This window comes from Burkholderia sp. MSMB1498 (assembly GCF_001526245.1).
Lineage (GTDB): Bacteria > Pseudomonadota > Gammaproteobacteria > Burkholderiales > Burkholderiaceae > Burkholderia > Burkholderia savannae.
In genome coordinates this window covers 1-26,728 of record NZ_LOYJ01000053.1, presented here as the reverse complement: position 1 = coordinate 26,728, position 26,728 = coordinate 1, and the positions used below count along the sequence as shown (strand labels likewise).

Genomic DNA, 26,728 nt, shown 5'->3' with positions numbered 1-26,728 from the left:
CACGACGTACGCAGCACGCGACAGACACGCAGCGCGCGCAACGCTGGAACGCGACGGCGGAGGACCGCTGCGCCATGCCGCGCGCAACCGGCCGCTGCCCGTCGCTCGCCGCTCGCCGCCCGCTGCCCACTGCCCACTGCTCGTCATTCGACGTCCGGCGCTCGCGCCGCGCTCACGATTTCGCGACGACGACCGGAATCCCGCGCAACGCGCCCGCGCCCTTCATCTCGTCGAGCGCGCGCTGCACGGCCGCGCTTGTCGCCGCATCGATCGCGATACGCGCGGCGAGCTCGCGCTCGGCGCGCTTCACGCTCGCGACGTTCGCGAGCTTCACGTGCCCGTAGCCGCGCGCCTTCGCGTGCAGCTCGGCGAGCCGCGCGACCGCGTCGGCCGTCCCGGGCGTCAACGCCGCGAGCGCGCGGCGCATCGTCGCCTCGTAGTCGTCGGCGAGCGCGCGCTCCATCTTGCGCTCGACGGTGCCGCCGAACGGATCGAGCCGCGTGCCGCGCAGGCCGCGCACGCGCGCGAGCACGCCGAGCACCGGCCACAGCCACTGCCCGAACACCTGCTTTCCCGGCGCCGAGCCGTCCCTGCCCGCCTTCGCGGTCGCGGGCGGCGCGAGATTGAACTTCACGCGGAAGTCCTTGCCCGCGGTGCCCTCGAACTGCGCTTCGAGCGCCGCGCGGAATGCGCCGTGCGTGTGGAGCCGCGCCACTTCGTATTCGTCCTTCACCGCGAGCAGCCGGTAGAACGTCGTCGCGACCGCGCGCGCGACGCGTTCGTCGCCCGCCGCGCGCGCCGCGCCGACGAGCGCGCGATAGCGCTCGACGTAGCGCGCGCCGCCGTATTCGGCGAGCCGCGCCTCGCGATCGGCGACGACCGCGTCGAGCGTCTGCGGCGGCAGCGGCTCGTGCGCCGGATGGCGCGCGTCCCACAGCGCGTCGAGCCCCGCCGCGTCGGCGGCCGCCATCCGGCCGATCGCGAATGCGAGCTTGTTCATCGGCACCGCGACGTCGTTCAGCTCGATCGCGCGCATCAACGCGTCGAGCGACACGGGCACGAGCCCCTGCTGCCATGCGAAGCCGAGCATCAGGATGTTCGCGCCGATCGTGTCGCCGAGGAACTTCGTCGCGAGCGCCTGCGCATCGCAACGCGACAGGAAGCCGTCGCCCGCCGCGTGCCGCATCTTCTCGACGAGCGCGTCCGCGTGCAGGCTCGCGTCCGGATCGCGCACGAACGCGGCGTTCGGAATCGCGTGCGTGTTCACGACGATGCGCGTGCGCTCGCGGCGCACCGTCTGCAGCGCGTCGGCGCTCGCGCCGACGACCATGTCGCACGCGAGCAGCAAGTCGGCCTGCTGCGTGTCGATGCGCACCTGATTGAGCCACGCGTCCGACGACGCGACCCGCACGAACGACAGCACCGAGCCGCCCTTCTGCGCGAAGCCCATGAAGTCGAGCACCGATGCGCTCTTGCCCTCCAGATGCGCGGCCATGCTGACGAGCGCGCCCACCGTCACGACGCCCGTGCCGCCGACGCCCGTCACCAGCATGTCGTACGGCGCGTCGGCCAGATGCGTCGCCGGGCGCGGCAGCGCGTCGACGCGCGCGGCGAGCGCGGCCTCGTCGAACGCGGCGCCCGCCGCCTTCTTCAGCTTCGCGCCCTCGACCGTCACGAAGCTCGGGCAAAAGCCGTTCACGCACGAAAAATCCTTGTTGCACGACGATTGATCGATGCGCCGCTTGCGGCCGAGCGCGGTCTCGACGGGCTCGACCGACAGGCAGTTCGACTGCACGCCGCAATCGCCGCAGCCTTCGCAGACCGCTTCGTTGATGAACAGCCGCTTGTCCGGATCGGGGAATTCGCCCTTCTTGCGGCGGCGGCGCTTCTCGGCCGCGCACGTCTGGTCGTAGATCAGCACGGTGACGCCCGGCGTGTCGCGCAGCTCGCGCTGCACCGCATCGAGCTCGCGGCGGTGATGGAACGTGGTGCCCGTCGGGAACAGCGCATGATGGCCGTCGTACTTCTCGGGCTCGTCGGACACGACGACGAAGCGCGACACGCCTTCCGCCTCGACCTGCCGCGCGATCTGCGGCACCGAGATGCTGCCGTCGACGGGCTGCCCGCCCGTCATCGCGACCGCGTCGTTGTAGAGGATCTTGTAGGTGATGTTCGCGCGCGCGGCCACCGCCTGCCGGATCGCCAGGATTCCCGAATGAAAGTAGGTGCCGTCGCCGAGATTCTGGAACACGTGGCGCGTGCTCGTGAACATCGCGTGCGCGGCCCAGTCGACGCCCTCGCCGCCCATCTGGATCAGGCCCGTCGTGTCGCGCTCCATCCACGACGCCATGAAGTGGCAGCCGATTCCCGCCTGCGCGATCGAGCCTTGCGGCACCTTCGTCGACGTGTTGTGCGGGCAGCCCGAGCAGAAGTACGGCGTGCGCCGCACCGCGTCCGCCTCGTTCGACAGGATCGTCGGCGCGACGAGATCGACGACGCGCGCGCGGCGGTCGAGCGCGCGCTTGTGCCGCGCGAGCCAGTCGGCGAACACGGGCAGGATGCGCGACGGGCGCAGCTCGCCGAGCTCGGACAACAGCGGCGCGTGCGCCGCGTCGTGCTTGCCGAGCACGACGGGCCGCGCGCCCGACGCGCGGTTGTAAAGATGATCCTTGATCTGCTGCTCGATCACGGGGCCCTTCTCCTCGATCACGAGCACTTCGGTCAGGCCTTCGACGAACGTGTCGATGCGCGTCATCTCGAGCGGGAACGACAGGCCGACCTTGTAGATCCGCACGCCGGCCGCGTCGAGATCGGCGACCGTCAGATCGAGCCGGCGCAGCGCCTCCATCAGGTCCAGATGCGCCTTGCCGCACGTGACGATGCCGACGTTCGCGTGCGCGCTCTTCGCGATCCACTTGTCGATGCTGTTCGCGCGCGCGAAGTGGCGCACCGCGTCGAGCTTCGCGGCGAGGCGCGCCTCGATCGCGAGGCTCGGCAGGTCCGGCCAGCGGTTGTGCAGGCCGTCCGCGGGCGGCGCGAAGCCTTCGGGCGCGGGCCAGCGCGTCGTCAGCGCATCGAGATCGACGCTCGAGCCGGATTCGACCGTCTCCGAAATCGCCTTGAAGCCGACCCACGCGCCGGAGAAGCGCGACAGCGCCCAGCCGTACACGCCGAACTCGAGCATGTCGGCGATGTTCGACGGATTCACGACCGGCATATGCCACGCGATCATCGCGAAGTCGCTCTGATGCGGCATCGACGACGACACGCAGCCGTGATCGTCGCCCGCCACCACGAGCACGCCGCCGTGCGGCGACGAGCCGTACGCGTTGCCGTGCTTGAGCGCGTCGCCCGCGCGATCGACGCCCGGCCCCTTGCCGTACCACATCGCGAACACGCCGTCGACGGTGCGCTCCGGATCGGCCTCGACGCGCTGCGTGCCGAGCACCGCGGTGCAGCCGAGCTCTTCGTTGATCGCGGGCAGGAAGCGCACGCCGCTCGCATCGAGCTGCTTCTTCGCCTTCCACAGCTGCTGGTCGACCATCCCGAGCGGCGAGCCGCGATAGCCGCTGACGAAGCCCGCGGTGTTCAGGCCCTGCGCGTCGTCGAGCGCGCGCTGCATCAGCAGCAGGCGCACGAGCGCCTGCGTGCCCGTCAGGAATATGCGGCCGCGCGTCGCGCGGAGGTTGTCGGTCAGGCGATAGTCGGCCAACGCGGGCGGGCCGCCGACCGGCAGGCGTGCGTTCATTGTCGTCTCCTCGATGTGCTGTTCGACGTTGCGGCGTCGCCCCGCGCCGGCAAGGCGCGGCCCTGCGTTTCGACGCGCAACTCAATGAACTCTATTTTTTTACGCCAATAGAAGAATTTTTTGCTTATCTTGATATCGATCAGCGTTTCAGCGAAAGACTGCTGAAGCTTTGCTTGCAATTTGAGAGAGATTTCACTCCCGGCCCGCTCGGCTCGCCGGATGGGCCGCGCGCCGCCTCAGGCGGGCGGCGGATTCGGCGTGGCGGCCGGGCCGCTCGCGTCGGGCCCGTCGGGCGAATCGCCCCCGTCGGCCGCCGGCTGCGGCTCGACCGGCTCGACGTCGTTGAAACGCGTGTAGTCGATGTGCGTCATGCCGTCGACCTCGCTCATCAGGTCGACGTAGCGGTAATGCCAGCGGATGTCGCCGTGCTCCCACGCATGGCGCGCCTGCATCACCTGCGCGGTGGTTTCGTCGGAGCCTTCGATCATCACGAGCAGCATCGCGCTGCGCTGCGCGAGCGACTCCGGCGTCTCGCCGAACAGCGGGCTCGATTCGTCGATCACGTGCATCATGTTCCAGCCGAGCAGGAAGATCGGGTGCTCGCTGCGCACGAGCTTCAGATCGTGGATCTTCATCAGCGAATATCCCTCCGACGAATGCTCGCGCCGCATCAGCCGCATCTTCGCGCGCGCCTCGGCGATCACGTTCTGCCGCGCGTTCGCCGCGCGCACCATCAGCGTCATCCGTCCGTTGAGCGAGCGCACGATCGCGTGGCGCGCGAACATGATCTTCGAGCGCGGCCGCGCGAAGCGCGCGAACACGAGCCCTGTCGACAGCGCGATCCCCGACATCCCGACGAAGATCTCGAGCGTCGCGACCGCGTGCGCGTAGATGGTCTGCGGATGCATGTCGCCGTAGCCGACCGTCGCGAGCGTCTCGACGCTGAAGAAGAACGCGCCCATGAAGCCGGGCGGCGACTGGTTCGCGATCGGCGTGCGGCCGAGCAGGTACAGCAGCGCGAACAGCGTGTTGTTGACGACGAACAGCGCGGCGAGCGTCGCGAAGAATACGGGCCAGCTCACCTTGAGCGCCCAGTAATAGAGATCGCGCCACACGGACGCCGGCATGCCGTACGCGATCACCTCGCGCGTGCCGGACCAGATCCGGCGGCCGCCGCGCGGCGGCTTGCGCGCGCGGGCGCCGCCGTCCGCGAAAGGATCGGGGGGGTGCGGGGAAGAGGAATCGACGTTCATCGCAGTCTCGCCGGAGTCGGTGCGGCGAGCGTAGCACGCGGCGCTTGCGATGCGTTCGTCGCGCGGCCGGGCCCGCGCGCCGCGCTCGCGTCAGTCCGTCACTGACGCTGTTGCTCGATGAACTGCTGAACCTGCTTGAGCGTGACCTTGCCGGTGTGCGCGGTGTCGATTTCGTCGAAATGCTGCGCGACGTAGCCGAGGCCGCTCGCTTGCGCCTGCGCTTTCGTGAGCGCCGCGCCGTTGCCGAGCGCGCCGCTCGCGCCGAGGCTCGCGGCGAGTCGGCTTTGCGCCTGCTGCTGCAACTGCGCGCCCGTCGTCGCCGAAGCCGACGCGGGCGCGGCGGAGGCGGCCTTCGGGAAGAACGGGCCGTCGACGCCGCCGTGCAGCGGCGCAGCGGACGAAACGGCCTGCAAGGTCTCGGCGGATGCGCCGATCGTGAACGCCGCGGCAACCGCGAACGCGATCGCCGGAATGATGCGTCGCAACTGAAAAATATGGGACATGACGTAACTCGCAATATCGGGGTTCAACGGAGCGGGCCGCTCATCGCGCGGCCCGCTCGCCGCAATCTCAGCGGGCCGCGGCGGCCCGCGCGATCTTCGCCGTCGGCGTGTTCGCCGGGCTTTCGTCGGGCCACGCGGGCGGCAGCGCCGCGAGCGTCAGCGCGTTCGCCACCGGCTGGTTCTGATAGAACGCGACGAGATCCGACTTCATCTGCGGCCTCGCGACGTCGTCGAGATAGATCATGTGGCCGCCCTGATAGAACGTGACCTGCAGGTTCGGATTGAGGCCGGACACCGTCTGCAGCCGCGCGAGCTCTTTTTCCGTCTCGAAGTACGGCGTCGCGAGGTCATGGTAGCCGTTCGACGACAGTACCTTCAGCTTCGGATTGAGCTGCAGCGCGGCGAGCAGATCCGGGATCGTGTCCGGATACGGCTGGCCCGCATGGCTGAAGTTCCACACGCCGATGATGTTCGGGTTCAGCGTCTGATAGGTCGCGTTCGGCGCCGTGTAGCCGAGATAGTTCGGCATCTGCGAAGCGAGCGCCTTCGTGAACGGCTGCGAGATCAGGATGTCGGACGGATCGTCGTCGCTCGCGAGACGCGAATCGCCGTTCGGCAGCGACACGCGGCCGTCGTAGCGGCCGATCGTATAGCCGGGCACGAGCGTCGTCTGGCCGGGGGAGGCTTCGGTGTCGTAGAAGTACTGGAAGTACGCGCCGAGCGACGCCGTCGTCATGCTCGTCTGCGTCGACCAGGCGGCGAGCGTCGCGGCGTCCGGCGACACGGGCGACGAGGCCGTCGCGTAATGGACGATCGGCGTGTATTGCGCGGTCGTGAAATCCTGAATGCGCTGCGCGTACGCGCCGAGATTCGTCGGCGACGGCGACACCAGGTTGTAATACGCCGCCACCTGCGCATACGACGGGAAGGTGCCGACCGCCTGATCCCCGTTCGCCGCCATGTAGTTCAGGATCGACGACTGCAGCACGATGCCAGTCAGCTGCACGCCCGCCGATTCGAGCGCGAGCGCGAGCATGTCCGTGCGCGGCGTGCCGTACGATTCGCCGTACAGGTAGATCGGCGATCCGCCGCGGCCGTTGACCGACAGATAGCGGCGGATGAAATCGCGCATCACCTTCACGTCGGCGTCCGCGCCCCAGAACGTCTGGTTCGTGTTCGGCTGGATGGCTTCCGACAGGCCGGTGCCGGGCGGATCGATGAACACCATGTCGGTGGTCGCGATCAGGCTGTCCGGATTGTCGACGAGCGGGAAATTCGGCCAGTTCGTCATCAGCGGATCGGGCGTCGCGACGCGCGTCGGCGCGAACGAGCCGAGCCGCAGCCACACCGACGACGAGCCGGGGCCGCCGTTGTAGAAGAACGTGACGGGCCGCGGCGAGCCGTCCTGCGTCGGCACGGTGTACGCGACATACGACATCGTCGCTTCCGCGTTGCCGTTCGAATCGTAGGCCGTCAGATGCCCGGTCGTGCTCAGGTAATCGAGCGTCGCGCCGTTCGACGACCACTGGTGGCTCATCACCGCGGCGCGTTCGGACACCTGCGACGCGGCGAGCCCGTCGCCCGCGTTCGGCGAGTAGGCGGCCGTGTCCGTGTACGGCTGATTGAGCTGCGCGGGCGTCGTGCTGCTCTGCAGATCGTCGCCGCACCCTGCCAGGGCCAGCATCGTCGCGACAACCGCCGCCGCCGAGAGCCGGCCGCGCCATCCCGCCGATCCGGCGTTCCCTCCATCCATCGATTTATTCATTTTCGCTTTCTATTTATTTCAAAGACGTAAGGTATTGCAGTGCAATGCCTTCCTCGATAATGTCTCAATTGATTTATTCAATTTCCGCGCATCCTAATAATGAAAAAATGGCGCGTCAACCACCCGGCCTATCCATTCATTAATCGATCGACAATGCACGTGATACGGCCGCTTTTGCCTCGCCGCCGAAAGCAATTACGCGGCTCGATAGGTTCCGCGTGCATACAGGATGCCCATAATGTGAACATTTGTTGCGCGCGCAACAAACCGGCGGATTGCGACGGGAACGCGATCGGGTGAAGCCGGAACACACCCGGAAATGCCGAAAATCGCGAATGAATTCGGCATCCGAATCGGATAAAGAAAACGAAAACGGGCGCATTCCGGTTCGATGGAATACGCCCGTGAATCCGCGAACGGAAAATGTAAGGTTCGCGCGGCCGGCGAAGCATGCCCCGGCCGCCCGGCGACGACGGCCCGCGCGGATGCCCGGCGGCGCGCTCGCTTCGCCGCCGGGCCGGCGCTTACTTTCGATCGACGATGATCTTGTCGAACGTGCCGCCGTCCGCGAAATGCGTCTTCTGCGCGTTCGCCCAGTTGCCGAAGATCTGCTCGACGCTGAACGTCTTGAGCGGCTTGAACTCGCTCGCATGCTTCTTCAGCACGTTCGCGTCGCGCGGGCGCAGATGGTGCTGCGCGACGATCTCCTGCGCGGCGGGCGAGTACAGGTACTCGAGATACGCCTGCGCCGCGCGGCGCGTGCCCTTCTTGTCGACGACCTTGTCGACGATCGCCACGGGCGGCTCCGCGAGAATGCTCGCCGACGGATAGACGGCGTCGAAGCTCGCGCCCGCCGCGCCCGTGTCGATCAGCGCGACCTCGTTCTCGAACGTGACGAGCACGTCGCCGATGCCGCGCTGCGTGAACGTCGTCGTCGCGCCTCGGCCGCCGGAGTCGAGCACCGGCACGTTGCGGAAGATCGCCTTCTCGAAGTCGAGCGCCTGCTGATCGGTCGCGCCCTTCAGCTTCTGATACCCCCATGCGGCGAGATACGCATAGCGGCCGTTGCCCGACGTCTTCGGATTCGCGATGATCACCTGCACGCCCGGCTTCGCGAGATCGCTCCAGTCCTTGATCCCCTTCGGGTTGCCGTGGCGCACGAGGAACACCATCGTCGTCGAGTACGGCGAGCTGTTGTTCGGCAAACGCGTGCGCCAATCCTTCGGCAGCAGTTGGCCGCGCTCGGCGAGCAGATCGATATCGTTCGGCTGGTTCATCGTCACGACGTCGGCCTGCAGCCCCTGCAGCACCGACAGCGCCTGCGCGCTCGACGCGCCGTGCGATTGCCGGATCGACACCGTCTCGCCCGTCTTCTGCTTGTAGGCGGCGGCGAAGCTCGCGTTGATGTCCTTGTACAGTTCGCGCGTGACGTCGTAGGACACGTTCAGCAGCGACGTGTCGGCATGCGCGGCCGTTGCGAGCAGCGCCGCTGCGATGCCGGCGGCGAGCCGGCGGCCGATCCCTTGGTTGTGCTTCATCGTTGGTGCTCCGCTGGTGGTTCGAGGTGATTCGTCAGGTTTTCGCAAGCGACGATTCTAGCGGCGATCGTCGCGACGCGAGCCAATCCGTCGTGGATAGCGATGCACGAATGCTGATTTGGCTCTGGCGGGGTTGAACGTTCGGCGGGCGGCGATCGAGTGATCGAGTGATCGGGCAGTCGAGCGGTCGAGCGGTCGAGCGGTCGGGCGGTCCGGCAGGTTCGAGGCGGTGAGCGGAGTGCCGCTTCGCTCCGGCTGCTGAAATGCGTTGGCCGGGATTCGCCGATACTCCGCCACGCCGCGCGCCCCACTTCCGATTCGAATGCAAATCCGGGGGCGAGCGGCGAAACCGTTCCTGGAGATCCGGCAAAATCGCCGGCGAGCCGGCTGACCGGCTCGTCCCGATATCGTGAAAGCGCAGCGAGACATCGGCACCGGCCACGTGGCGGCGGCGCGGCCGATGCGTCGACGGGGTCAACGTATTCCGCGACGTATTCCGCGACGGACTCCGCGCGTGCGTAGCTTGCCCGCACCGCATGACGACGCTTCGACGAAAAGCACGATCTCGCCGCATGGCGGACACCGGTTGCGCCCGAGAAAAATCATCAATCTTCGTATGGCGCCGCCGAAAGGGGTCGCTCGCAAACTACCGCTTGAACGACCACGCGGAGTTGGCGAGGTAAGTCGCTCCCAACACGCATCCGGTCGCAACGACTTGAGCCGGCATGAACGGGACATGCAAGCATATCAGCGCGAACATCGCCATGACGTTGATGACGATGCCGGCGAACACCACGGAGAAAAAGCGTGGAACCGCTTGATCATGGGGCCGGGAACGCTTGAACGTAATGTGATAATTGAGAACATAATTCAATAGCGCGCCAACCACCGCTCCCGCCGCCGACGCAAATACCGGGGCCGCGATCGCAGTCGAAACCAGTGTCCATAAAATGACATATTGCGCGGCGGTTCCCGATACGCCGACGCCCAGATAAGTCACGAATCGAAGCGTATGCCGTTGCGTCATTCGCGCTCTCCGCACATCGGTTTTCCGGCCATCGGACCGGCGTTCCGCGACGAACGGCCGGCAATCGGCCAGGCCCGTCGGCGCCCGCTCCTGCGTCACGGCGCAATCCGCACGGCGCATTGCCGCTTCGACATGCGCCGCCCGCGTTGCGTCGCCTCGGCGATGCAGCGCGCCGCTCCCGCGACGGCCACGCCTTCATTGGCCCTCCGACAAACAGGAAAATCAAAATTCATTTTCCATCGCGGATAATGACCTACAATTTATAAGATAGGAATTTAATTCATTTTATCGCCATGATCGCACGCACAATCCACTCATCAAAACCAATTACATTATTCAACTGCGCGCTTCAGCCTGCGCTATAACTTCCGCCACATTGGCGAGTGGAGCGCGTTCATGCGAAGCAGAAAACCTTTGATTTCGCTCGTCGTACCTTTCTACAACGAACACGACACCGTCGACCTGTTCTTCGCCGAGACGATTCCGGTTCTCGATTCGGTTGACTCGGCTCGTTTCGAGATCGTGTGCGTCAACGACGGCAGCAGCGACGGCACCCTCGACAAGCTGATCGCCGCAAGTTCCCGCGATTCGCGCATACGCGTCGTCGATCTGACGCGCCATTTCGGCAAGGAAGCCGCGCTGACGGCCGGCATGGACGAGGCGACGGGCGCCGCCGTCATTCCGATCGACGCCGACTTGCAAGATCCTCCCGGCCTGATTCCGCAAATGATCGATCACTGGCGACGCGGCGCCGAGGTCGTGGCGGCACGGCGAACCGACAGGACGTGCGATTCGTTCGCCCAGCGCATCGCATCGGCGCTCTACTATCGCGTGCACAACGCGCTTTCCGAAGTCGAAATGCCGGCGAACGTCGGGGATTTCCGCCTGATGGACCGGCAAGTCATCGATGCGCTGCGAAGGCTGCCGGAGCGCCGGCGTTTCATGAAAGGCCTGTTCGCATGGGTGGGCTTCCGGACCGTGATCATCGAATATCAGCGCGCGCCCCGTCGGGCCGGCCGCTCGAAATTCTCCGGATGGCGGCTGTGGAATTTCGCGCTCGAGGGCATCACGAGCTTCAGCACCATTCCGCTTCGCAGCTGGACCTACGTCGGGCTCGCCATCGCATTATTCGCGTTTGCGTACGGCGCGTTCATCGTCTTCCGCACCCTTCTGTTCGGAAATCCAGTGCCGGGATATGCATCGCTCATTTCCATCATCCTTTTCATGAGCGGGATCGAGTTGGTCGGCATCGGCGTCGTCGGGGAGTACATCGGGCGCATTTACCATGAATCGAAGCAACGCCCGATCTATCTGATCAGGCAGCGGTATCGCGCGGAAAGCCGCGATAGCGCGGCATTCGTGCTGCACGATCATGCGCATCCGCCTTCCGCGCGGATCGATTCGCCGGCCAAGCGCGCCGCCGCGGCAAGACGTCGGGCGGGCGCACCCGGCTCGGCGCGCCCAGTCCCCACGCACCAGTTCACCGAATAGCGCGCCGCCCGGATCATGTACGTTCCGCGCCCGCGCATGCCCGTGAGCCGCCCCCCCGTGAACGCGTGGCTGACGCAGCGGCGGATCGTTCTCTACAGTAGCGTGACGCTCGCGCTTTACGGGCTGTTCTTCGTCGCCTGGACCGGCATCAACCGCCGCTTCCCCGAGTTCGACGTGGTGCGGCCGGGCCCGGACTTCGCCGTGTTCTGGTCCGCGTCGTACCTCGCGCTGCACGGCTCGCCCTGGCAAGCGTACGACCTTCATCTTCTCGCGGACCTCGTGCTGACGCGGCTTTCGGATTTTCAACGCGAGAATTTCATCGCCTGGCTGTATCCGCCCACGTATCTGCTCATGGTCACGCCGTTGGCGCTGCTCCCGTTTTCCGTCGCCTATCCGTACTTCATCGGCGCGAGTCTACTGGGCTATGTCATTGCCGCACGCCGCATTTCAGGCGCCGCGAGCATCCATCGCACGCCGGGTCTCGGCTGCGTACCGCTCGTCGCCTCCCCGTGCATCTTCGTCACGGCGATCTTCGGGCAGAACGCCATCCTGACGGCCGCTTGCGCCGCCCTCGCGGTGTACTGGGTCGACAAGAAGCCCATCCACGCGGGCATTTGCATCGGATTGCTCAGCGCAAAACCGCAAATGGCGCTGCTGTTCCCATTCGTCCTGATCGCCGTGCGCGCGTGGCGCACGCTCGCGTCGGCCGCCGTCAGCGCCATCCTGTTGGCTGCGATCGCCGTGCTGGTTTGCGGCGTCGAATCGGTGCGCCTGTTCGCCGTCAACGCGGAGCTCGCGCGAACGCTGATCCTCGAGCACGGCGTCGTGTTCTGGTTCGTGTCGCCGACACCGTTCGCCGCGCTGCGCCTGAGCGACGTGCCGCTCAGTTACGCATACGCGTGGCACGGATCGGTTGCCGTCGTGGCCGTCGCCGCGGCATGCAGCGTGTGGAGACGCACGCGCGACACGCGATTGAGAGGCGCAGCGCTGTTCGTCTCCACGCTCATCTCGAATCCGTACCTGTGGCACTACGAACTGGCCTGGCTCGGCATCGCGCTTGCGTGCGTGGTCACGCTCGGCCTGCGCGACGGGTGGTTGCCGGGCGAGCAGGCCGCCGCGATCTGCGCCTGGCTGTTGCCGGTGTACGAGATGCTGAATCCATGGCTCGAGTTCCCGCAAATCGGCCCGATCGTGCTGCTGTTCATGCTTCTCGCCATCCTGCGCCGCACGCGAATCACGGCTCAAAACGCGAGCCTCGGCGGCGCGTAGACGCCGTAGTACGGCCCGACGCCGGTCGCGACGCCAGTCAGCTTGACGCCGCCGACGAAGTGGCCCTGAACGTACTTTCCGCTCCCGCCGACGGACGCGTCGATACGGAAGGCGGCAAATGCAACGATCGCGACATAGCTCTTGGTGGATGTCTGCGTGACGACCGGCAGCACCACGGTCGTCCCGACCGGGACGGAGCTGTAAAGCGCCGTCTTTGCCCCGGTGACGAGCCAGATGCTGTCGCCGATGGCAAGCGACGCCGGGTTGCCGGTCGTCATCAGGTTCGTCATCGTCGTCACGTCGTTCGCGGTCGACTGAAATGAAGTCCATTGACCGGCCGTGCATGACGAGCCGTATGTCTGCCCGTTCGTCACGATGAATTCGTACGGCAGGTTCGTCAACGGATTGACGAGCGGCTGATTGGTCGCCAGATTCCAATATTGGTTGTAGACGCATTGATCGAGCGCGATCGGAAACAACCCGCCCGCGGCGACCGCCCCCGGCGCCGCGATCGCGGCCACGGCGGTCGCGCTGCCGGACACGCTGCCGATCCGGAGCAGGCCGCCCAGCAGCAACGCAATCGCCCCGCCGTTGACGCCCGTCGCGCGCGTCATCGTGACCTGCACGGCCGGCGCGTCGTAGGTTCCGGGCGTAATCGTCGACGCTTGCATGCTGGCCGGGCTGGCGGTCAGGCTCCAGTAGCCCGCGCTGACCGTGCCGGCCGAAAGCTTCACGCCATCGGACGCGTTGAGCGATATCGCCCCGGTCGCCGCCGATGCGGCCTGCGCCCAGTTCGGGCTGGTGCCGCCGGACGGCAGCAACGCCGCGGCGCCCGCCAGCGCCGCCGCATCCGCCGCGTTCTGCAGTTCGTTGCGCACCACCGCCACGCGCGCCACGTCTATTGCGAACGCGCCGAACGACAGCAACGGAATCAGGAACATCAGAAAGAACAGCGCGATCGATCCGCCCTGTCGCCGCGCCGTCATCCCGCCGCGCCGCCGCTCGGGCGCATGTCGATTCGAACGTGTGGTGAGTCGCACGCGCCGCCTCATTCGTAGTTCATGACGGTCGTGGCGGTGATGGTGACGGGCCCCGTCAGTGCGCTGAACGCGGACCCCAGCACGAGACCGGTATAGGTATAGCTGACCGTCACCGACAACGGACTGCCCGAAGACGTCCCGCTCGGCTGACTGACGGTGATCGTGGGCGGGCTCGGCGTGCCGCCGGTGATGAGACTGTTCTGCGCGTACGCCAGCGCGACGCTGCTGATCTGCGCGCTCGTCAACTGCGGCACGTGCAACACGACGCCCGCGCGGGCCGCCTCGCGGCTCGCGTTCGTGATCACCGCCTTGTCGCACAGAACGAAGCTCACGTCGATGATGCCGAGGAGCACCATCAAGAGAAACGGAAGCATCAGAACGAATTCGAGCGAGACGACGCCGCGCTGCCCTCCGGCGAACCTCGCGCGTCGCGTCATTTTTTCGCCCTCGGCCCGGAATGCGCGGCGCCCGGCCGGACATCGCTCGCCGACGGCGGCGCTTCCGGCAGATCGCGCGACGCGAACTTCGCGCGCACGGCCCGATAGACGCGCAAGTTGTCGGCCACGGCCGAAGGCGGAAGCTCGGACGACAGAATCCGCTTGGCCGAATCCGCGTTGCCGAGAACGCCGTACGCGAACGCGAGGCTTTGCCGCGCCTGCCAAGGCGCGTCCGGCAGGCCCGCGACATCGAGCAGGACGTTCACGCCTTCGCGCGAGCGGTTGCTCAGCACGAGCGACAACCCGAGATTGATGCGCAGCCCCTGCTCATCGGGATGCGCGAGCAATGCATTGCGATAGACCGCCTGCGCGTCCGCGTGCCGCCCGTCCATGTCGAGCGCCGTGCCGAGCCCTTCGGCCACGAGCGGGTTGCCCGGTTGCTCGGCGAGCAACGCGCGATACAGGCGAAGCGCATCGTCGAGACGGCGCTGCCGCAGCGCGACGCGGGCAAGGCCGAGCCGCGCGCCGAGCTGGGCCGGCGCCTGCTCGGCGGCCTGCGAATACAGCACTCGCGCACGCTCCAGGTTGCCGGATCGATAATAGACGTCGCCCAGGCCGAGCCTTGCCGCCAGCGAATCCGGATGCGCGTCGAGCACCTTTTCGTACAGCGTGGCGGCAAGATCGACGTTGCCGCCGGACAGCGCGCTGTCCGCAATGCGCAGATCGGCCGCCGGATCGTCGATCCGATGCGACAGCGCCGGGCGCGGTTGGAATCCCGGCTGCGTGCATCCCGCAAAGACGATCGGCAAGGCGATCGCAAGCCAGGCCGTTTGCAAGATCGAATGTCTCATTTGAATATCGTGAGCAGGCGTATCACCGCGGGGCCGCCCGCGATCAACGCAACGGTCGGCAGAATGAACACCATCATCGGCAGCGTGATTTTCGGCGCGAGCTTCGCGGCTTTCTCTTCGAGCGCAAAGAGCTGCTCCGCCCGTTCGGCCCGAGACAGCGTGCGCAATGCCTGCGTGATCGGCGTGCCGTATTGCTGGGATTGAATCAGCGTCGCGGCGAGGGATCGCGCGGACGGAAGGTCGACTCGCGCGGCGAAGTTGACCAGCACGACGGCACTGCCTTCCCCGATCGTCATCTCGTCCGCGCAAACGGACAATTCGTCGGCAAGCGGCGGGCAGATGCGCACCAGTTCGAGCGCGACGCGCTTGATGCTGGTCACGAGACTGTTGCCCGCCATCGTGCAAACGACGAGCAGGTCGAGCGCGTCGGGCAGGCACGCGGCAATCTTCCGGCGACGGCGGGCGATCAGCGCGGCGAGGACATACTCCGGCACGATCAGGCCGACGACGAAGGCGCCCGTCATCGCCAGCAAACGAATGACGACATACGCGCCGAAGCGGGGGATGAACGGGCTCAGGAGAAGCGCGGCGCCCGCGAATAGAAGGCCGCTCGACAACTTGATCCCGATCATCGACGACACCGCGCGACGATCGCGCAAACCCGCCCGAGTCAATTGGCGGCCGAGCTTCACGCGCTGCATCGGATCGAATTCCGGCAACCGCTCTCCGAGCTGCGCCAGCCGCCGCGACAGCCCCTGACGAAGATCCCCGGCCTGGAACATCGTCATTCCGGACGTCGCGCCCGCCTGCCCGGTCGCGCGCCGCACGCGCTCGGCGATCCTAGCGCGCGTCCGCGCGCCCGGGTCGGCGAGCGCGACGGCGACACAGCCCAGCACGAGCAGCAACGCGAATCCGCGGCTGAGCAGGAACCACGCGGAGATGCCGGGAAAGGCTGTCATCTTGACGTATCCAGTTTCGACAATTTCCGGATCAGCACGAGCCCGATCGCGAGCATCACGGCGGCCGTCGTCAGCATCGTGTGGCCCGCATCCGTCTCGAACAGCAGTTCGACGTATGCCCGGTTCACGATGTAGAGCACGCCGATGATGACGAACGGCATCGCCGAAATGATGTTGGTCGTGATGCGCCCTTCGGCGGTCAACGCCCGGGATTTCAGCCGAATGTCCCGCCTGGTGCGGATGATCGCCGACAGCTCATCCAGGGTTTCGCCGAGGCTTCCTCCTGTCTCGCGCTGCAGCAGCAAGTACACGGCGAACAGCGAAAAGTCCGCGATCAGGAGCCGCCCCGCCGCCTGGCTCAGCACGTCCTTCAGCTCCACGCCCAGCCGCAGGCGGTCTCCCATGACGCGAAACGTCGAGCGCACCGGCTCGGCCGCGGCCTCGCCCGCGGTGCTGATCGCCTGCGTGACCGGAATGCCGGCGCGGGCCGAGCGCACGATCAAATCGATCGTATCGGGAAAGGCCTCCAGAAATCGGGTGCGAAACCGCGAGATCAACGCGCGATAGCTGAGCCTCACCGCAAGAAGCGGCAACCCCAGATAAATGAACGGACGCATCGCGCCGGGCGGGTCGAAGAACGCGATGACCGACGCCGCGGCGATCACGCCGGCCACCGCGCTCGCGCCCACGATGCGCAGGCCGCCGCTGCCGGCCACGGTACGAACGCGCTGGACGTATTGCTGAAGCCACGATCTAAGCCTGCCGCGCCGCTGTTCCAGGTTGAGCAGCGCGGTTCCGGATTCCGCCCGGGCGAGCGCCGCGCCGCCCGCATCGGCCGGCACGATTCGATGAAGCCGTTCGCTTATCAGGCGCTGCGGCGAATTGCGCACGCGATCGCGCAGCGACATCAGCGCCAGGCCGATCGCCACGATCACGAAGAATGCACAGACGGCAAAGACATTCGCCGTCATGATCGGAAGACCTCGTCCAACGAACCCTCGAGGCCGAAATAGGCGGCGCGCGCCGCAAACGCCGGCCGCAGCGACGTCGTTTCGAAACCGCCCTTGACCGTCTCTCTCGACGTGTCGGCATCCTGACGAAACAGGAACAGGTCCTGCGTGATGACCACCTCCCCCTCCATGCCGACGATCTCGGTGACTTTCGTCACGCGACGCACGCCGTCGCGCATCCGTTCGATCTGGATGATCAGATTCACGGCGCTCACGATCTGGCGGCGGATCGACAGAAGCTGGAGATTGGCGTTCGCCATCATGACCATGCTCTCGAGCCGGTTGATCGCGTCGCGCGGGGAGTTCGCGTGGATCGTCGTCATCGAGCCATCGTGGCCGGTGTTCATCGCTTGCAGCACGTCGAACGCTTCCGGGCCGCGAATCTCGCCAAGAATGATTCGGTCGGGCCGCATTCGCAGCGCGTTGCGCACGAGATCCCTTTGCGAAATCTCGCCCAGCCCCTCGGTGTTCTCCGGGCGCGTTTCCAGGCTGACCACGTGCGGCTGAAGCAGTTGCAGCTCGGCGGCGTCCTCGATGGTCACGATGCGCTCGTGCTCCTCGATATGCTGCGACATCGCGTTGAGCAGCGTCGTCTTGCCCGAGCCGGTGCCGCCTGAAATGACGACGTTCAGCCGGCATGCGCATGCGAGCTTCAGCGCCTGGAGCATCGTCGGCGAGAGGTTGCCCTGCTGCGCCATGCGCGCGAGCGTGATGTCGCGCTTCGCGAACTTGCGGATCGAAATCGACGGGCCGCGCATCGCAATGGGCGGCAGCACGACATTGACCCGGCTGCCGTCGGCGAGCCGCGCATCGACCATCGGGCTGCTTTCGTCGACCCGCCGGCCCACGGCGGCCGCGATCCGCTGCGCGACGCCGATGACGTGCGCATCGTCGCGAAACTTCAGCGACGTGAGCTCGAGGCGTCCGCTGCGCTCGACGTAGACCTGATCGGGGCCGTTCACCAGAATGTCGGTGACGGCGTCGTCCGCGAGCAGCGGCTCGATCGGCCCGACGCCGAACATGTCGTTCAGGATCGCGTCGACGATCAGCACCTGTTCGCCCGCGGTGATTTTCAGTTGCTCGCGCTCGGCCGTATGCGCGGCGACCTGTTCGATTCCCGCGCGCACCTCGTCGCGCGTCTTCATGAGCGCGGCGGACATGTTCATCGACGCGAACACCGCCGAGCGGATCACATCGAACTTGCCGGATCGAATCAACGCTTCGTGGCTGTCGGCGGCGGGCGCCGGAACGCGAACGGCGGGCTGCGCCGCAGCCGGCTTCTCGGGCGGCTTCGGCCGGGCGGGTTCGCTATTTCGCGTGCCGAACGTCACGATCCTCTCCTCCACTTCACGAACCGCGCATACCACGCCTCGGCGACAGACATCGGCTCGCCGGTGATGCCGTCCGCGAGCCGGCGGATTTCGTGCAGGAAGCCGACGCGTTTCGCATCGCCGACGGGTTCGGCGAGATTCTCCGCGACAGCGAGCGTCTGAGGTTCGTGCGGCAGCTCGCGCACGTTGATCCGTTCGAACGCCTGCGCGAATTCGGCGGGCTGAACGCGGCCGGCCACCGGTTCGAGCGGATTGTTCAGGAGTACCGACACGCTCCGCTCGCCGGGCAGTTGCTGCGCGAAGCGCACGAGGCGGGCGCATTCGTACGCGGCGTGAACCGAGCGATCCGCGACGATGTAGACGAGATCCGACGCGAGCAGCGCGTCCTCGATCAGCTCGCTAGCCTGAACCGGAACGTCGAGCAGCACGTAGTGGTACTTGCCCTTCAGCGTGTCGACGAGATCCGCGATGGCGCCCGCGCGCACCGGCGCAGCCGCTGCGTACGGCAGCTCGGCTGACAAAATGCTCAGCCGGTCGCCCTTCGCGACGGACATGCGCTCGATGAACGCTTCATCGGGACGTTGCTCCATTTGCAGCAGCTCGGTCAGCCCGTTGTTGCTGCTGAGGCCGAGCAGCGAATTGGCCGCGCCGCCGTGCAGGTTCAGATCGACATAGGCGACCCGGCGCAGCTTCTCGTCCGACAGGCAGCGGGCGAGGCAAACCGCGATCGTGGTCGTGCCCACGCCGCCGCGCGCGCCGACGAAGCTGACCGTCTTGCCGGTGCGGACCTGCGCGATGGCCTCGTCGGTCGTCAGCGCGCGCCGCAACAGTTCGACCGTGATCGGCTTGACGAGATAATCGTGCACGCCGATCCCGAGCAGATTGCGAAACAAGCCGACGTCGTTTCGCGTGCCGATCGCCACGACGCGAACCGACGGATCGCACATCTTCGCCAGGCGCATCAGATCGGAAACGGGCATCGCGCAATCCGATATGTCGACGACGAGTTGGCGCGGCGAGCGTTCGCTCTGCTGCAGCAGCCTGATCGCATCGTCGAATTGCCCGATCTGCAGATGCATCCGCGTGATGGCCAGATCCTGCGCGAAGCGGCGGATGACATCCTCGCTTCCCGGATCGGACACGACTGCGACGAAGTCCACCGTCCTCGCGGCGGCGGTGCGTTTGAAGGGGCGACGTTCCAGGACTTTCATGTGCGTGGGATCGGCATTCGATCGGAGTCAGTGAGCAATCGTCGTCGTGTTCGATCTTGCGGACGTGGGCTGCTTCACGCGGTCCTCCATGAACCGGCGAACGGCGTCGGCCGCGAACGCCGCGTCCGCGCCGGCGTAGGGCACGGGCGCGACGAGATCCTCGGGCCGCGCCAGCATCGCGGCAAGATTCCTGTACGTCGCGCATCCGAACGCGACGCTCGGCCGCCGGTATCCCGCGTCGACGAAATGCGACGGCTCCGCCAACCGGCCGCAGTCGGGCGGCACCGCGCGCACGCCGTCGAAGCCGATCGCCGACGCATCCGGCAGATCGAGCGGCGGCGGCGCCGACAGACAGCTCGCCAGCGCCAGCGGCGTCAGCGCGAAGGCGATCGTTCGAACGCGCATCGTGGCCTCCCGACAGTCAATAGACAAAGCCCGCCGCGCCGACGAGCCGCGGCGTGTCGCCCGTCAACAAATCCAGCCCCAGATTGCGCTGGAGCGCGAACTCGAGATCGCTGCTCGGCCGCGTGACGCTGTCGATCGCGTGCTCGAGCTGGCCGGGGCCGGCCGGCTGAACGATGTACGGCGTGACGATCACGACGACCTCGGATTTGTTGTCCTGAAAACTCTTCGACGAAAACAGCCGGCCGATCACGGGCAAGCGCCCGAGCCCCGGCAGTTGAGAGACGATGTCGCTCGTCTCGCTCTGCAACAGGCCGCCGATCGCGAAGCTCTGCCCGCTCGACAGCTCGACCGTCGTCTCGACGCGCCGCACGGTGAGCGCCGGCACCCGGACGCCGCCCGTCGTCACGCTGTTCGCCGGATCGATCTCGCTGACTTCCGGCCGCACCTTCAAGCTGATCCGGTTGTCGGCCAGGACGGTCGGCGTGAAGTCGAGCGACACGCCGAACGGCTTGAATTCGATCGTGATCGCGCCCGTGTTGTTTTGCGCGATGGGAATCGGTATCTCGCCGCCGGCGAGAAAGCTCGCCGTCTCGCCGGACATCGCGGTGAGGTTGGGCTCGGCAAGCATCGTGATCAGCCCTTCCTGATCGAGCGCGTCGAGCACGACGTCGATCGACCATCGCGACGTATGGAAACCGCCGCGAACGGAGAACGCGCCCGTCGGCGAAAGATTGAACTGGTTGGTCGTCGGGTCGAACAGCGTGCGCCCGTTAAACAGGCCGCCGACGAAATTGCCGACGTTGCCGAGCGAGCTCCAGTTGATGCCGAGCTGCTGCGTGATGTTGCGATCGACCTCCGTCACCCTCACCCGCAAGTTCACCTGAACGGGCCGGGACAGGGTCAGCCTGTTGACGATTTTCTCCTTGTCGCGCAGGTAGGGCGTGAGCGATTGCATCACGGCGTCCGCGTCCGCCGCGCTGGGTACGCGGCCGCTCACCATCAGCGACCCGGGCGCGCCGGTCACGGTCACGCCCAGTTGCGGGAACCGGGTGTCGAGCACGCGCTGCAGCGATTGCGTATCGACCTGGACCACGATCGTCTTGCGCAGGATCGTCCGGTTGTTCGCGCCGAGCGCGATCAGCGTCGTGGTGCCGGCCTTCTTGCCGAGCACGAACACGGTGCGCGGCGTCGGCACCTGAACGTCGGCGATGGCCGGGTCCGCGACGAACATCGCGACGGCCGGCTCCGGCAGCGACAGCATCTCGCCCTTGCCGCTCGCGACGATCAGCGTCGAACCCGAATCCTGCGCGAACGCGCCGAGCGCGCACGCGATCCCGAATCCGGCGATTCCCAGCCGACAGCAGCAAGCGAGCGAGCGGACTATGCGCAACATTCGTGTCCCCGTCAGAAGCCGAACGGCGATTGAGTGAAATCCAAACGGTCACTGCGTCGTCGCCCGAGGCGGCGTCGCCCCCTCGGCCACCCCGCCGCTGCTCGCCAATCCCGGCGGCAGCGGCGGCAAGCCGGGCGTGCCGGTATTTCCGGCCGGCGCGCTGTCGGCGATGCTCGAACCGCGATAGATGACCACCGACTGCAACGGCAACTGCTGCCGGGCGAAGTCTCGCGACGAAGCCTGCGAGCGCGCCGAATCGCGAAACGCGCGCGACACGTCGCCCGCCCAGACGGGCGGCGTATCGGACTCCATCTCCTCGCCGCCCGCCGGATGACGGCGGTCGCTCGTCGCGAAGCTGCGCAGCGCGAGCGACAACGCGCCGAGACGCGTCGCGACCGATACCACCTGCGCCGTGCGCGGACTGACTTCGAGCGTCACCGTTCGCGCCCGCGCGGTCGACTCGGCCGCGTTGGACGCCTTCGGCCGCTGGAACTCGGAACCCACCGCGAGCACGCGGATGCGGGTGACGACCGTTTCCGACTCGATCGCGCGCTCGAGCGGAACGGACGCCGCGGCGTTGCCTCCGATCTGCTGGGTCAGGAGCACGTCCACGTAGTCACCCGGCTGGATCAGGCCGGCGTTGCCGGAGACGTCGTCGATCGGGACCGAGATCGCACGCATGCCCGGCTTGAGCGCGGCGGCGAGAAAATCGGGCGCGCCTGCCGGTATGACGTTGTCGACGCGAAGCGGCGTACCTGCACTGACCCGGCTGCGCAGCAACGCGCCTTTGAGATCGGCGCCGGGTTGCGTCTCGACGAACGCGCCGGCCGGAATCTGGGTGCGCGGCATGCTTTGCCAGGCAAGGTCGTTGTCGCGCAGCAAGAGCCCCTCGGGCAAATCGGCCGCCGCGACGCGCACGCGCTCGAGCGGCGCCGGCTCGGCCGCCTTCTGAACCGATGCGGCCACATACAGTCCGCGCAGCACGAAGGCGCCGATACCTGCGGCGATGAGGAGCGCGGCCATTCTGATTGACTTTGGCATGACGACGGGCACGCGACGCTAATTGATGGAAGCGCTATTCGCCACCGGCGCCCATATCGCAAAGGCGCCGCCCAATGCGAGCGCAACGCCGTACGGCACGCCGCGCGCCGAGATGCATGGCGATGCCGTCGCCCCGCGCCGCCACGCAACGGCGGCGGCGATCGCGAAGCCGAGCAGCAGCCCGCCCGCCCCGACGATCAGCATCACGGGGAACACCAACGCCGGTCCCGCCCAGAGGAATATCGCCGCCGCCAGCTTGACGTCGCCTCCGCCGATCCAGCCGAGATGTCGCAATGCCCCGAACAGCGCCAACATCACCGCCGCGATGGCGGCGTGGCTCGCCACCGACGCGGAGCTGTCGCGAATGAGCGCCGCGTCCGCGAAGTAAAGCGTCGCGAGCGCGAGCACCGCGCCGTTGGCTAAACGCCGAACGCAAATGTCCTGCGCCGCGAGCAGCGCCAGAATTAGCGTAGCTGCCGCCTGTACATAGCTGGCCATAAAGAGCGCCGTCCGTTCGCGCGCCGCGACAGGGCGTCCGACCTCGCCGAATCCGTGTCGTCCCCGGCAACACGCGAAAAAAGGATTTAGATCAGGCCCGTGACTTTCGCAAGCAAAGTCGAAAAGACGTTCGGAAGCCCGGTGGACGTGCTGCTCAGAATGGTGCCCACCGCCGCGAGCGCGACAACGACGATGCCGCCGAGGACGACGTACTCGAGTGCGCTCACACCCCGTTCGTCATGCATCAGGGATTTGAAGTAGCGAATCATCAGAACCTCCATCTCACGCGATCGGACATCGATCCTTTGGCGAAGAGAACTGCGCCACCGTCACCCCGGAGGCGGCCCGGCACATCAATGGCACGAAAAGTGCGAAAACGCGCTTCGCATTCTGCGGCACGATCATTCATGCAAGAATAATTTGCATTTTTCACCAAATCACAATCGACCGAACCCGAAAACTCCCTCGCGAATTAACGGATGGATATCGCGCCACCAATATTTATATATGACGCTGAAGCCGGATTTGCAAAATATTCATGTTTGAGCCGGAATTTAAAATTAATCGCCTTTTTGTAGCGCAACTTGCTCTGTACCTTGCGCGGCGCCGGCGTTCATTGAGCCCCGTTTGATAGCGATGCGCGATGCGCCTCTCTTCGCATCCGCAAGCGTATCGCGCGCCCCGACCCGGCATCTCCGCGCCGCTCGCGAGAGAAAATGAATTTCTCTGCCGGCGAATGCCGCGAGCCGAAGCAAATAACCACTTATTTATAAATAAATCCATCCGTCCGGATCGACCTGAAAACGAATTGAATGACAAGGGGAAATTTTTAATTCCATCTTTCCGTCTTGTGGATTTCGTGAGCGATATGCTTATTGGGCGCTCGCCTTTCGGTTCCTGAGTTTGACGGCGCCGTCGGATGTTCCCATCGCCCATCGGCGATGCTTTTCCAGTCAATTTCCTTCAAACCTTCGAAAGCAACCGATTCCATCAGACGGCAATCGCCGCCGCGACGCGTTTGGATCGCTTCGTCACGAACGCGGCTCGGCGCTGCGTTCCGTTATTGGGCGAGCCGCCGCCATGCGATCTCGCGCTCGGCGCGTTCGGCTTCGCGCCGGGCCGTTCACGCATCGCGCGTTTTCGGCGATGGCCATCGGATCACCCGGCCGTGCGTGCCGCATGGATCGGAGGTGCCGTCTCGCGATGTCGAACGTGCGGCTCACCGCCCGGTTGCCGCACGGCAGCGACGCCGCCCCCACCGCCAACGCATGCAGCGCCCGGGCGTGGCGGCCGTGGATGGCCGGCTTTTTCGTCATCTGCATCGCAGTTGCCACGATCACGCGCTCGCCGGCTGCGGGCAACCCGTGGCGACGGCCGCCGAAACTGTTTGAATGCCGATTTCGATTCGAACGCGCCACGTCAGAGAAAGGCCATGCCGCGAGATATTTCGACAAGCGCATTGCCAAATATGTCGATGGCCGACGGATCGCGCATGTCCGGCATGGCGTCTCGATCGCGCGAGCGGCGGCCGCGTGCACGCGCGAGCGAAACAAGGGTGCAACCGTCAGTTTCGGCATTCGGCCGCACGGCGATAACGGCTTGGCGCGGAATCCTTCCGATCAAGGCACGCGCCATGCCGTCCGCTTCCGATGAGCTGAAACGCGCGCGGCTTGCTGCGCGGCACCACCCGCATTCGCCGGGCGACGACGCGAGCGCATTGACTACGCAAAGTTCATCCGCACCGGGAATGGGTCGCGGATCAAGCGACAACACGCTTCGCGCGGGTCGCGCGACGACGCGTCATGTTGCGTTGCTCGCGACGTCGATGTGCTTGGCTTGGCCCGCGTATCGAGGTGCTGTCGTCCGCGGCGACAGTGCGGCCGTTATTGGCGGCGGCGGCAGCGCGATCCATATCGCCCTCGTCATGACCGTGCCGAACGCGCGCCTATGCAGGTGATCATCAAGCAAGAAGAGCAGCCGAATTTTCATCCGCTCGGCCGGCCTCGTCACGCGGGCGCGGCCCCTCGCACCTCGCCTTTCGGCGCTCATGCGCGGTGCCGTCCGGGTTCTGCTGCGCTCGCCGAAAAATGCGACCGCGTTCGCGCAGCGTTTGACCTCGGGCGGCCGGCGACAGCTTCGCGGAAAGCGGCAGGCTCGTTATTCGACCGCTTGAAGATCGTCCGCTGCGGTTGCGGAGCGCCTGTCGTCTGCTGTCTGCTGTCTGTCGTTCGGCCTCGGCGCTTGCGCAGCTTCCCGCCAATCCGGCGATATTTCGGACGAACAATCATGGGGAGATGCGACAGCGCATCTAGTGCGATGCCGCAATATCGGCTGCGAGCCGGTCCGCTTCAATTGCAAATATCGCATCGAGATCAATGTCGAAATCCAGATCATCAATCGCACTATGCAGCCGGACCAATCGTTTATCCATGTCAATTTCCAATAGCCGGCCCTGCTCGATATTATAATTAATTGAATCTCTAAAATCCCCGTATAGCGTTACCTGTTCTCCAATGGGAATCGCCATCAGTTTCTCCTCGATCGACTCCCGGGGAAATTTTTCGCTCTGCACGTGGCCATCGTGTTTGATCGAATAGACATATAGTGCTATCTGCCGAATGATTTCATCGTCTTTTATTCTAAGCGCAGCCTGGAGGGTTCGAACGGCGTCTATCCAGCGATCTATTTTCGTCCTGGTCGCTTGGTTTGCGCCTGATTTTCCATACAAGAACCGAAAATGCAGCGGGGTAATCGTGCGCTGCCACGGCGTCAAGAACTCTCGCCTCACGCGCTCGATCAATTTTTCATCATGAAGCGAGTCGATCTCGATCTTGAAATTGTCGACGTCTGCGGGGCGCGGCCTGACGCTGATCGCCATTATTTTATCGACGAATATATCGCAATATTTATCATGGCCGCGCCTGACCGTTATCGTCCTGCTTTCCTGATCCAGGCTGTGGACAATGCCTGAGATCGTTTGTCCGTCATTGATTATGGCACTAATAATACAGCCGCTCTCAATGAGGGAGATGCACTGTTTCCGGTCCATGATTTCTCCCGAAGCTGGACGGCATATTAATGCTACCGCACGCCATCAAACGGGTAAACATCGGATTGCCTCCCCGTCGTCGTTTTGATTTTGTGCTCGAATTTCGTGATTAAACGCGGCGAACCCATCCGGGTTCGCCGCGGATTGCACATGAATTCGCAACCGATAGCGAAATTGTTTGTTCATGCGGCCATGCATCGCTTGCGCCGTCGTCTTTCTCCACGGTTCGATTGTCGTTTTCGTCGGCCTCTGTCGCGACGAGCGCCGATCCGCTGAGTTACGACACGATGCGCATGGTGGACAAAATCAAGACCGCTGATTGGCTAGCCGAAGGTACGATCTGCCGAGAAATCGGTCACCGCAATTTGAGGCGCATGAATCCGCCCCACAGTGCATCAAAACACACGATTTTCGCGCGCCGTGAAACGGACGACACCGCGCGCCATACGGGCTGGCGAGCGGGCTGGACGGTTGCAAACCGTCCGATCAAGCGAAGCCCGCAGGCGAGGAAGGGACCGCGCGGCAGGCAAGATGCCGGTGGACATGATGCAACCCTCCTCGCGTCAGCCCATCGGCCGGAACGCGAGAGGACTCAACCACCGCAACGGCATCAGCCCCAAGACGGTCCTGACACCCAACGGCGAACTGAAACGGAATATTCCGCGCGATCGGCAGGCGACGTCCGAGCCACTGCGCTTCGGCACCACGCAGGCCGCGCAGCCCATCGAATGGCTGTCGGACAACGGTTCGGCCTACATCGACCACCGCACACGCAGCTTCGCTCGGGAACTGGGCCTTGAACCGCTGACCACGCCGGTCCGTTCGCCGCCGAGCAAGGAGTAGGTTTCACATTGCACCTTGTCCGGTAGTTGGAGCGGCGATGAAGGTTGCTTGTGTTGCTTTGCGTCC

22 protein-coding genes and 1 pseudogene are annotated in these 26,728 nt (G+C 65.6%); 4 read left to right on the top strand and 19 right to left on the bottom strand.

The window, feature by feature from the left end:
• Positions 1 to 172: 172 nt before the first annotated feature.
• The 6 genes from WS91_RS09230 to WS91_RS32660 all read right to left on the bottom strand — a co-directional run bounded on the left by WS91_RS09230 (position 173) and on the right by WS91_RS32660 (position 9,834).
• Positions 173 to 3,748 (bottom strand): indolepyruvate ferredoxin oxidoreductase family protein, encoded by a 3,576-nt coding sequence (locus WS91_RS09230; RefSeq protein ID WP_059670154.1) that lies wholly within the window; start codon positions 3,746 to 3,748, stop codon positions 173 to 175.
• Between the two features lie 236 nt (positions 3,749 to 3,984).
• Positions 3,985 to 5,001 carry an ion channel gene (locus WS91_RS09225; protein WP_059584261.1) on the bottom strand — a complete coding sequence of 339 codons (1,017 nt, stop codon included), beginning with the start codon at positions 4,999 to 5,001 and terminating at the stop codon, positions 3,985 to 3,987.
• 98 nt (positions 5,002 to 5,099) lie between these two features.
• Positions 5,100 to 5,504 carry a hypothetical protein gene (locus WS91_RS09220; RefSeq protein WP_038747047.1) on the bottom strand — a complete coding sequence of 135 codons (405 nt, stop codon included), beginning with the start codon at positions 5,502 to 5,504 and terminating at the stop codon, positions 5,100 to 5,102.
• Between the two features lie 67 nt (positions 5,505 to 5,571).
• Positions 5,572 to 7,269 (bottom strand): S10 family serine carboxypeptidase-like protein, encoded by a 1,698-nt coding sequence (locus WS91_RS09215; protein ID WP_059584256.1) that lies wholly within the window; start codon positions 7,267 to 7,269, stop codon positions 5,572 to 5,574.
• A gap of 524 nt (positions 7,270 to 7,793) precedes the next feature.
• Positions 7,794 to 8,807 (bottom strand): sulfate ABC transporter substrate-binding protein, encoded by a 1,014-nt coding sequence (locus WS91_RS09210; protein WP_038747042.1) that lies wholly within the window; start codon positions 8,805 to 8,807, stop codon positions 7,794 to 7,796.
• Positions 8,808 to 9,453: 646 nt separating this feature from the next.
• Complete coding sequence (locus WS91_RS32660) at positions 9,454 to 9,834, bottom strand: GtrA family protein (RefSeq protein WP_197422228.1); 381 nt, start codon at positions 9,832 to 9,834, stop codon at positions 9,454 to 9,456.
• Positions 9,835 to 10,230: 396 nt separating this feature from the next.
• Here WS91_RS32660 and WS91_RS09205 point away from each other — a divergent pair, with 396 nt between their 5' ends.
• Both WS91_RS09205 and WS91_RS09200 read left to right on the top strand, forming a co-directional pair.
• Positions 10,231 to 11,325, top strand: coding sequence for a glycosyltransferase family 2 protein (locus WS91_RS09205; RefSeq protein ID WP_038747039.1), 1,095 nt, complete (start codon positions 10,231 to 10,233; stop codon positions 11,323 to 11,325).
• Positions 11,326 to 11,361: 36 nt separating this feature from the next.
• The gene (locus WS91_RS09200; protein WP_231752007.1) at positions 11,362 to 12,594 is read left to right on the top strand and encodes a glycosyltransferase family 87 protein; all 1,233 of its coding nucleotides are present in this window, start codon (positions 11,362 to 11,364) and stop codon (positions 12,592 to 12,594) included.
• Here the strand turns inward: WS91_RS09200 and WS91_RS09195 are convergent.
• The 12 genes from WS91_RS09195 to WS91_RS09140 form a co-directional block, all read right to left on the bottom strand.
• Complete coding sequence (locus tag WS91_RS09195) at positions 12,567 to 13,580, bottom strand: pilus assembly protein TadG-related protein (protein WP_059670152.1); 1,014 nt, start codon at positions 13,578 to 13,580, stop codon at positions 12,567 to 12,569. The genes WS91_RS09200 and WS91_RS09195 overlap by 28 nt on opposite strands.
• A gap of 62 nt (positions 13,581 to 13,642) precedes the next feature.
• Complete coding sequence (locus WS91_RS09190; RefSeq protein ID WP_059584247.1) at positions 13,643 to 14,071, bottom strand: TadE/TadG family type IV pilus assembly protein; 429 nt, start codon at positions 14,069 to 14,071, stop codon at positions 13,643 to 13,645.
• Positions 14,068 to 14,922 (bottom strand): tetratricopeptide repeat protein, encoded by an 855-nt coding sequence (locus tag WS91_RS09185; RefSeq protein WP_038747030.1) that lies wholly within the window; start codon positions 14,920 to 14,922, stop codon positions 14,068 to 14,070. The genes WS91_RS09190 and WS91_RS09185 overlap by 4 nt, the downstream gene beginning before the upstream one ends.
• A complete protein-coding gene (locus WS91_RS09180) occupies positions 14,919 to 15,881 on the bottom strand; it encodes a type II secretion system F family protein (protein ID WP_081989503.1) in 963 nt (320 codons plus the stop codon). Before WS91_RS09180 ends, WS91_RS09185 begins: the two co-directional genes overlap by 4 nt.
• Entirely contained in the window at positions 15,878 to 16,852 is a 975-nt protein-coding gene (locus WS91_RS09175; protein ID WP_059584244.1) for a type II secretion system F family protein, read from the bottom strand. Before WS91_RS09175 ends, WS91_RS09180 begins: the two co-directional genes overlap by 4 nt.
• A complete protein-coding gene (locus tag WS91_RS09170; protein ID WP_059670190.1) occupies positions 16,849 to 18,222 on the bottom strand; it encodes a CpaF family protein in 1,374 nt (457 codons plus the stop codon). Before WS91_RS09170 ends, WS91_RS09175 begins: the two co-directional genes overlap by 4 nt.
• Complete coding sequence (locus WS91_RS09165) at positions 18,219 to 19,433, bottom strand: AAA family ATPase (RefSeq protein WP_038747025.1); 1,215 nt, start codon at positions 19,431 to 19,433, stop codon at positions 18,219 to 18,221. Before WS91_RS09165 ends, WS91_RS09170 begins: the two co-directional genes overlap by 4 nt.
• A 27-nt stretch (positions 19,434 to 19,460) precedes the next feature.
• Positions 19,461 to 19,838 (bottom strand): CpaD family pilus assembly lipoprotein, encoded by a 378-nt coding sequence (locus tag WS91_RS09160; RefSeq protein ID WP_038747022.1) that lies wholly within the window; start codon positions 19,836 to 19,838, stop codon positions 19,461 to 19,463.
• 16 nt (positions 19,839 to 19,854) lie between these two features.
• A complete protein-coding gene (locus tag WS91_RS09155; protein WP_038747019.1) occupies positions 19,855 to 21,231 on the bottom strand; it encodes a type II and III secretion system protein family protein in 1,377 nt (458 codons plus the stop codon).
• Positions 21,232 to 21,279: 48 nt separating this feature from the next.
• Positions 21,280 to 22,272, bottom strand: coding sequence for a Flp pilus assembly protein CpaB (cpaB, locus tag WS91_RS09150; protein ID WP_059584238.1), 993 nt, complete (start codon positions 22,270 to 22,272; stop codon positions 21,280 to 21,282).
• 18 nt (positions 22,273 to 22,290) lie between these two features.
• Positions 22,291 to 22,770 (bottom strand): prepilin peptidase, encoded by a 480-nt coding sequence (locus WS91_RS09145; RefSeq protein ID WP_059584235.1) that lies wholly within the window; start codon positions 22,768 to 22,770, stop codon positions 22,291 to 22,293.
• 86 nt (positions 22,771 to 22,856) lie between these two features.
• Entirely contained in the window at positions 22,857 to 23,039 is a 183-nt protein-coding gene (locus WS91_RS09140; RefSeq protein ID WP_038747161.1) for a Flp family type IVb pilin, read from the bottom strand.
• Positions 23,040 to 23,973: 934 nt separating this feature from the next.
• On the opposite strand from WS91_RS09140, the gene WS91_RS09135 reads away from it, so the two are divergent.
• A complete protein-coding gene (locus tag WS91_RS09135; protein WP_100185324.1) occupies positions 23,974 to 24,423 on the top strand; it encodes a hypothetical protein in 450 nt (149 codons plus the stop codon).
• A gap of 655 nt (positions 24,424 to 25,078) precedes the next feature.
• Here the strand turns inward: WS91_RS09135 and WS91_RS09130 are convergent.
• Entirely contained in the window at positions 25,079 to 25,819 is a 741-nt protein-coding gene (locus WS91_RS09130) for a hypothetical protein (protein WP_059670150.1), read from the bottom strand.
• A 690-nt stretch (positions 25,820 to 26,509) separates the two neighbouring features.
• On the opposite strand from WS91_RS09130, the pseudogene WS91_RS35685 reads away from it, so the two are divergent.
• Positions 26,510 to 26,653: pseudogene (locus WS91_RS35685) on the top strand (IS3 family transposase); the annotation flags it as partial.
• Positions 26,654 to 26,728: the final 75 nt, after the last annotated feature.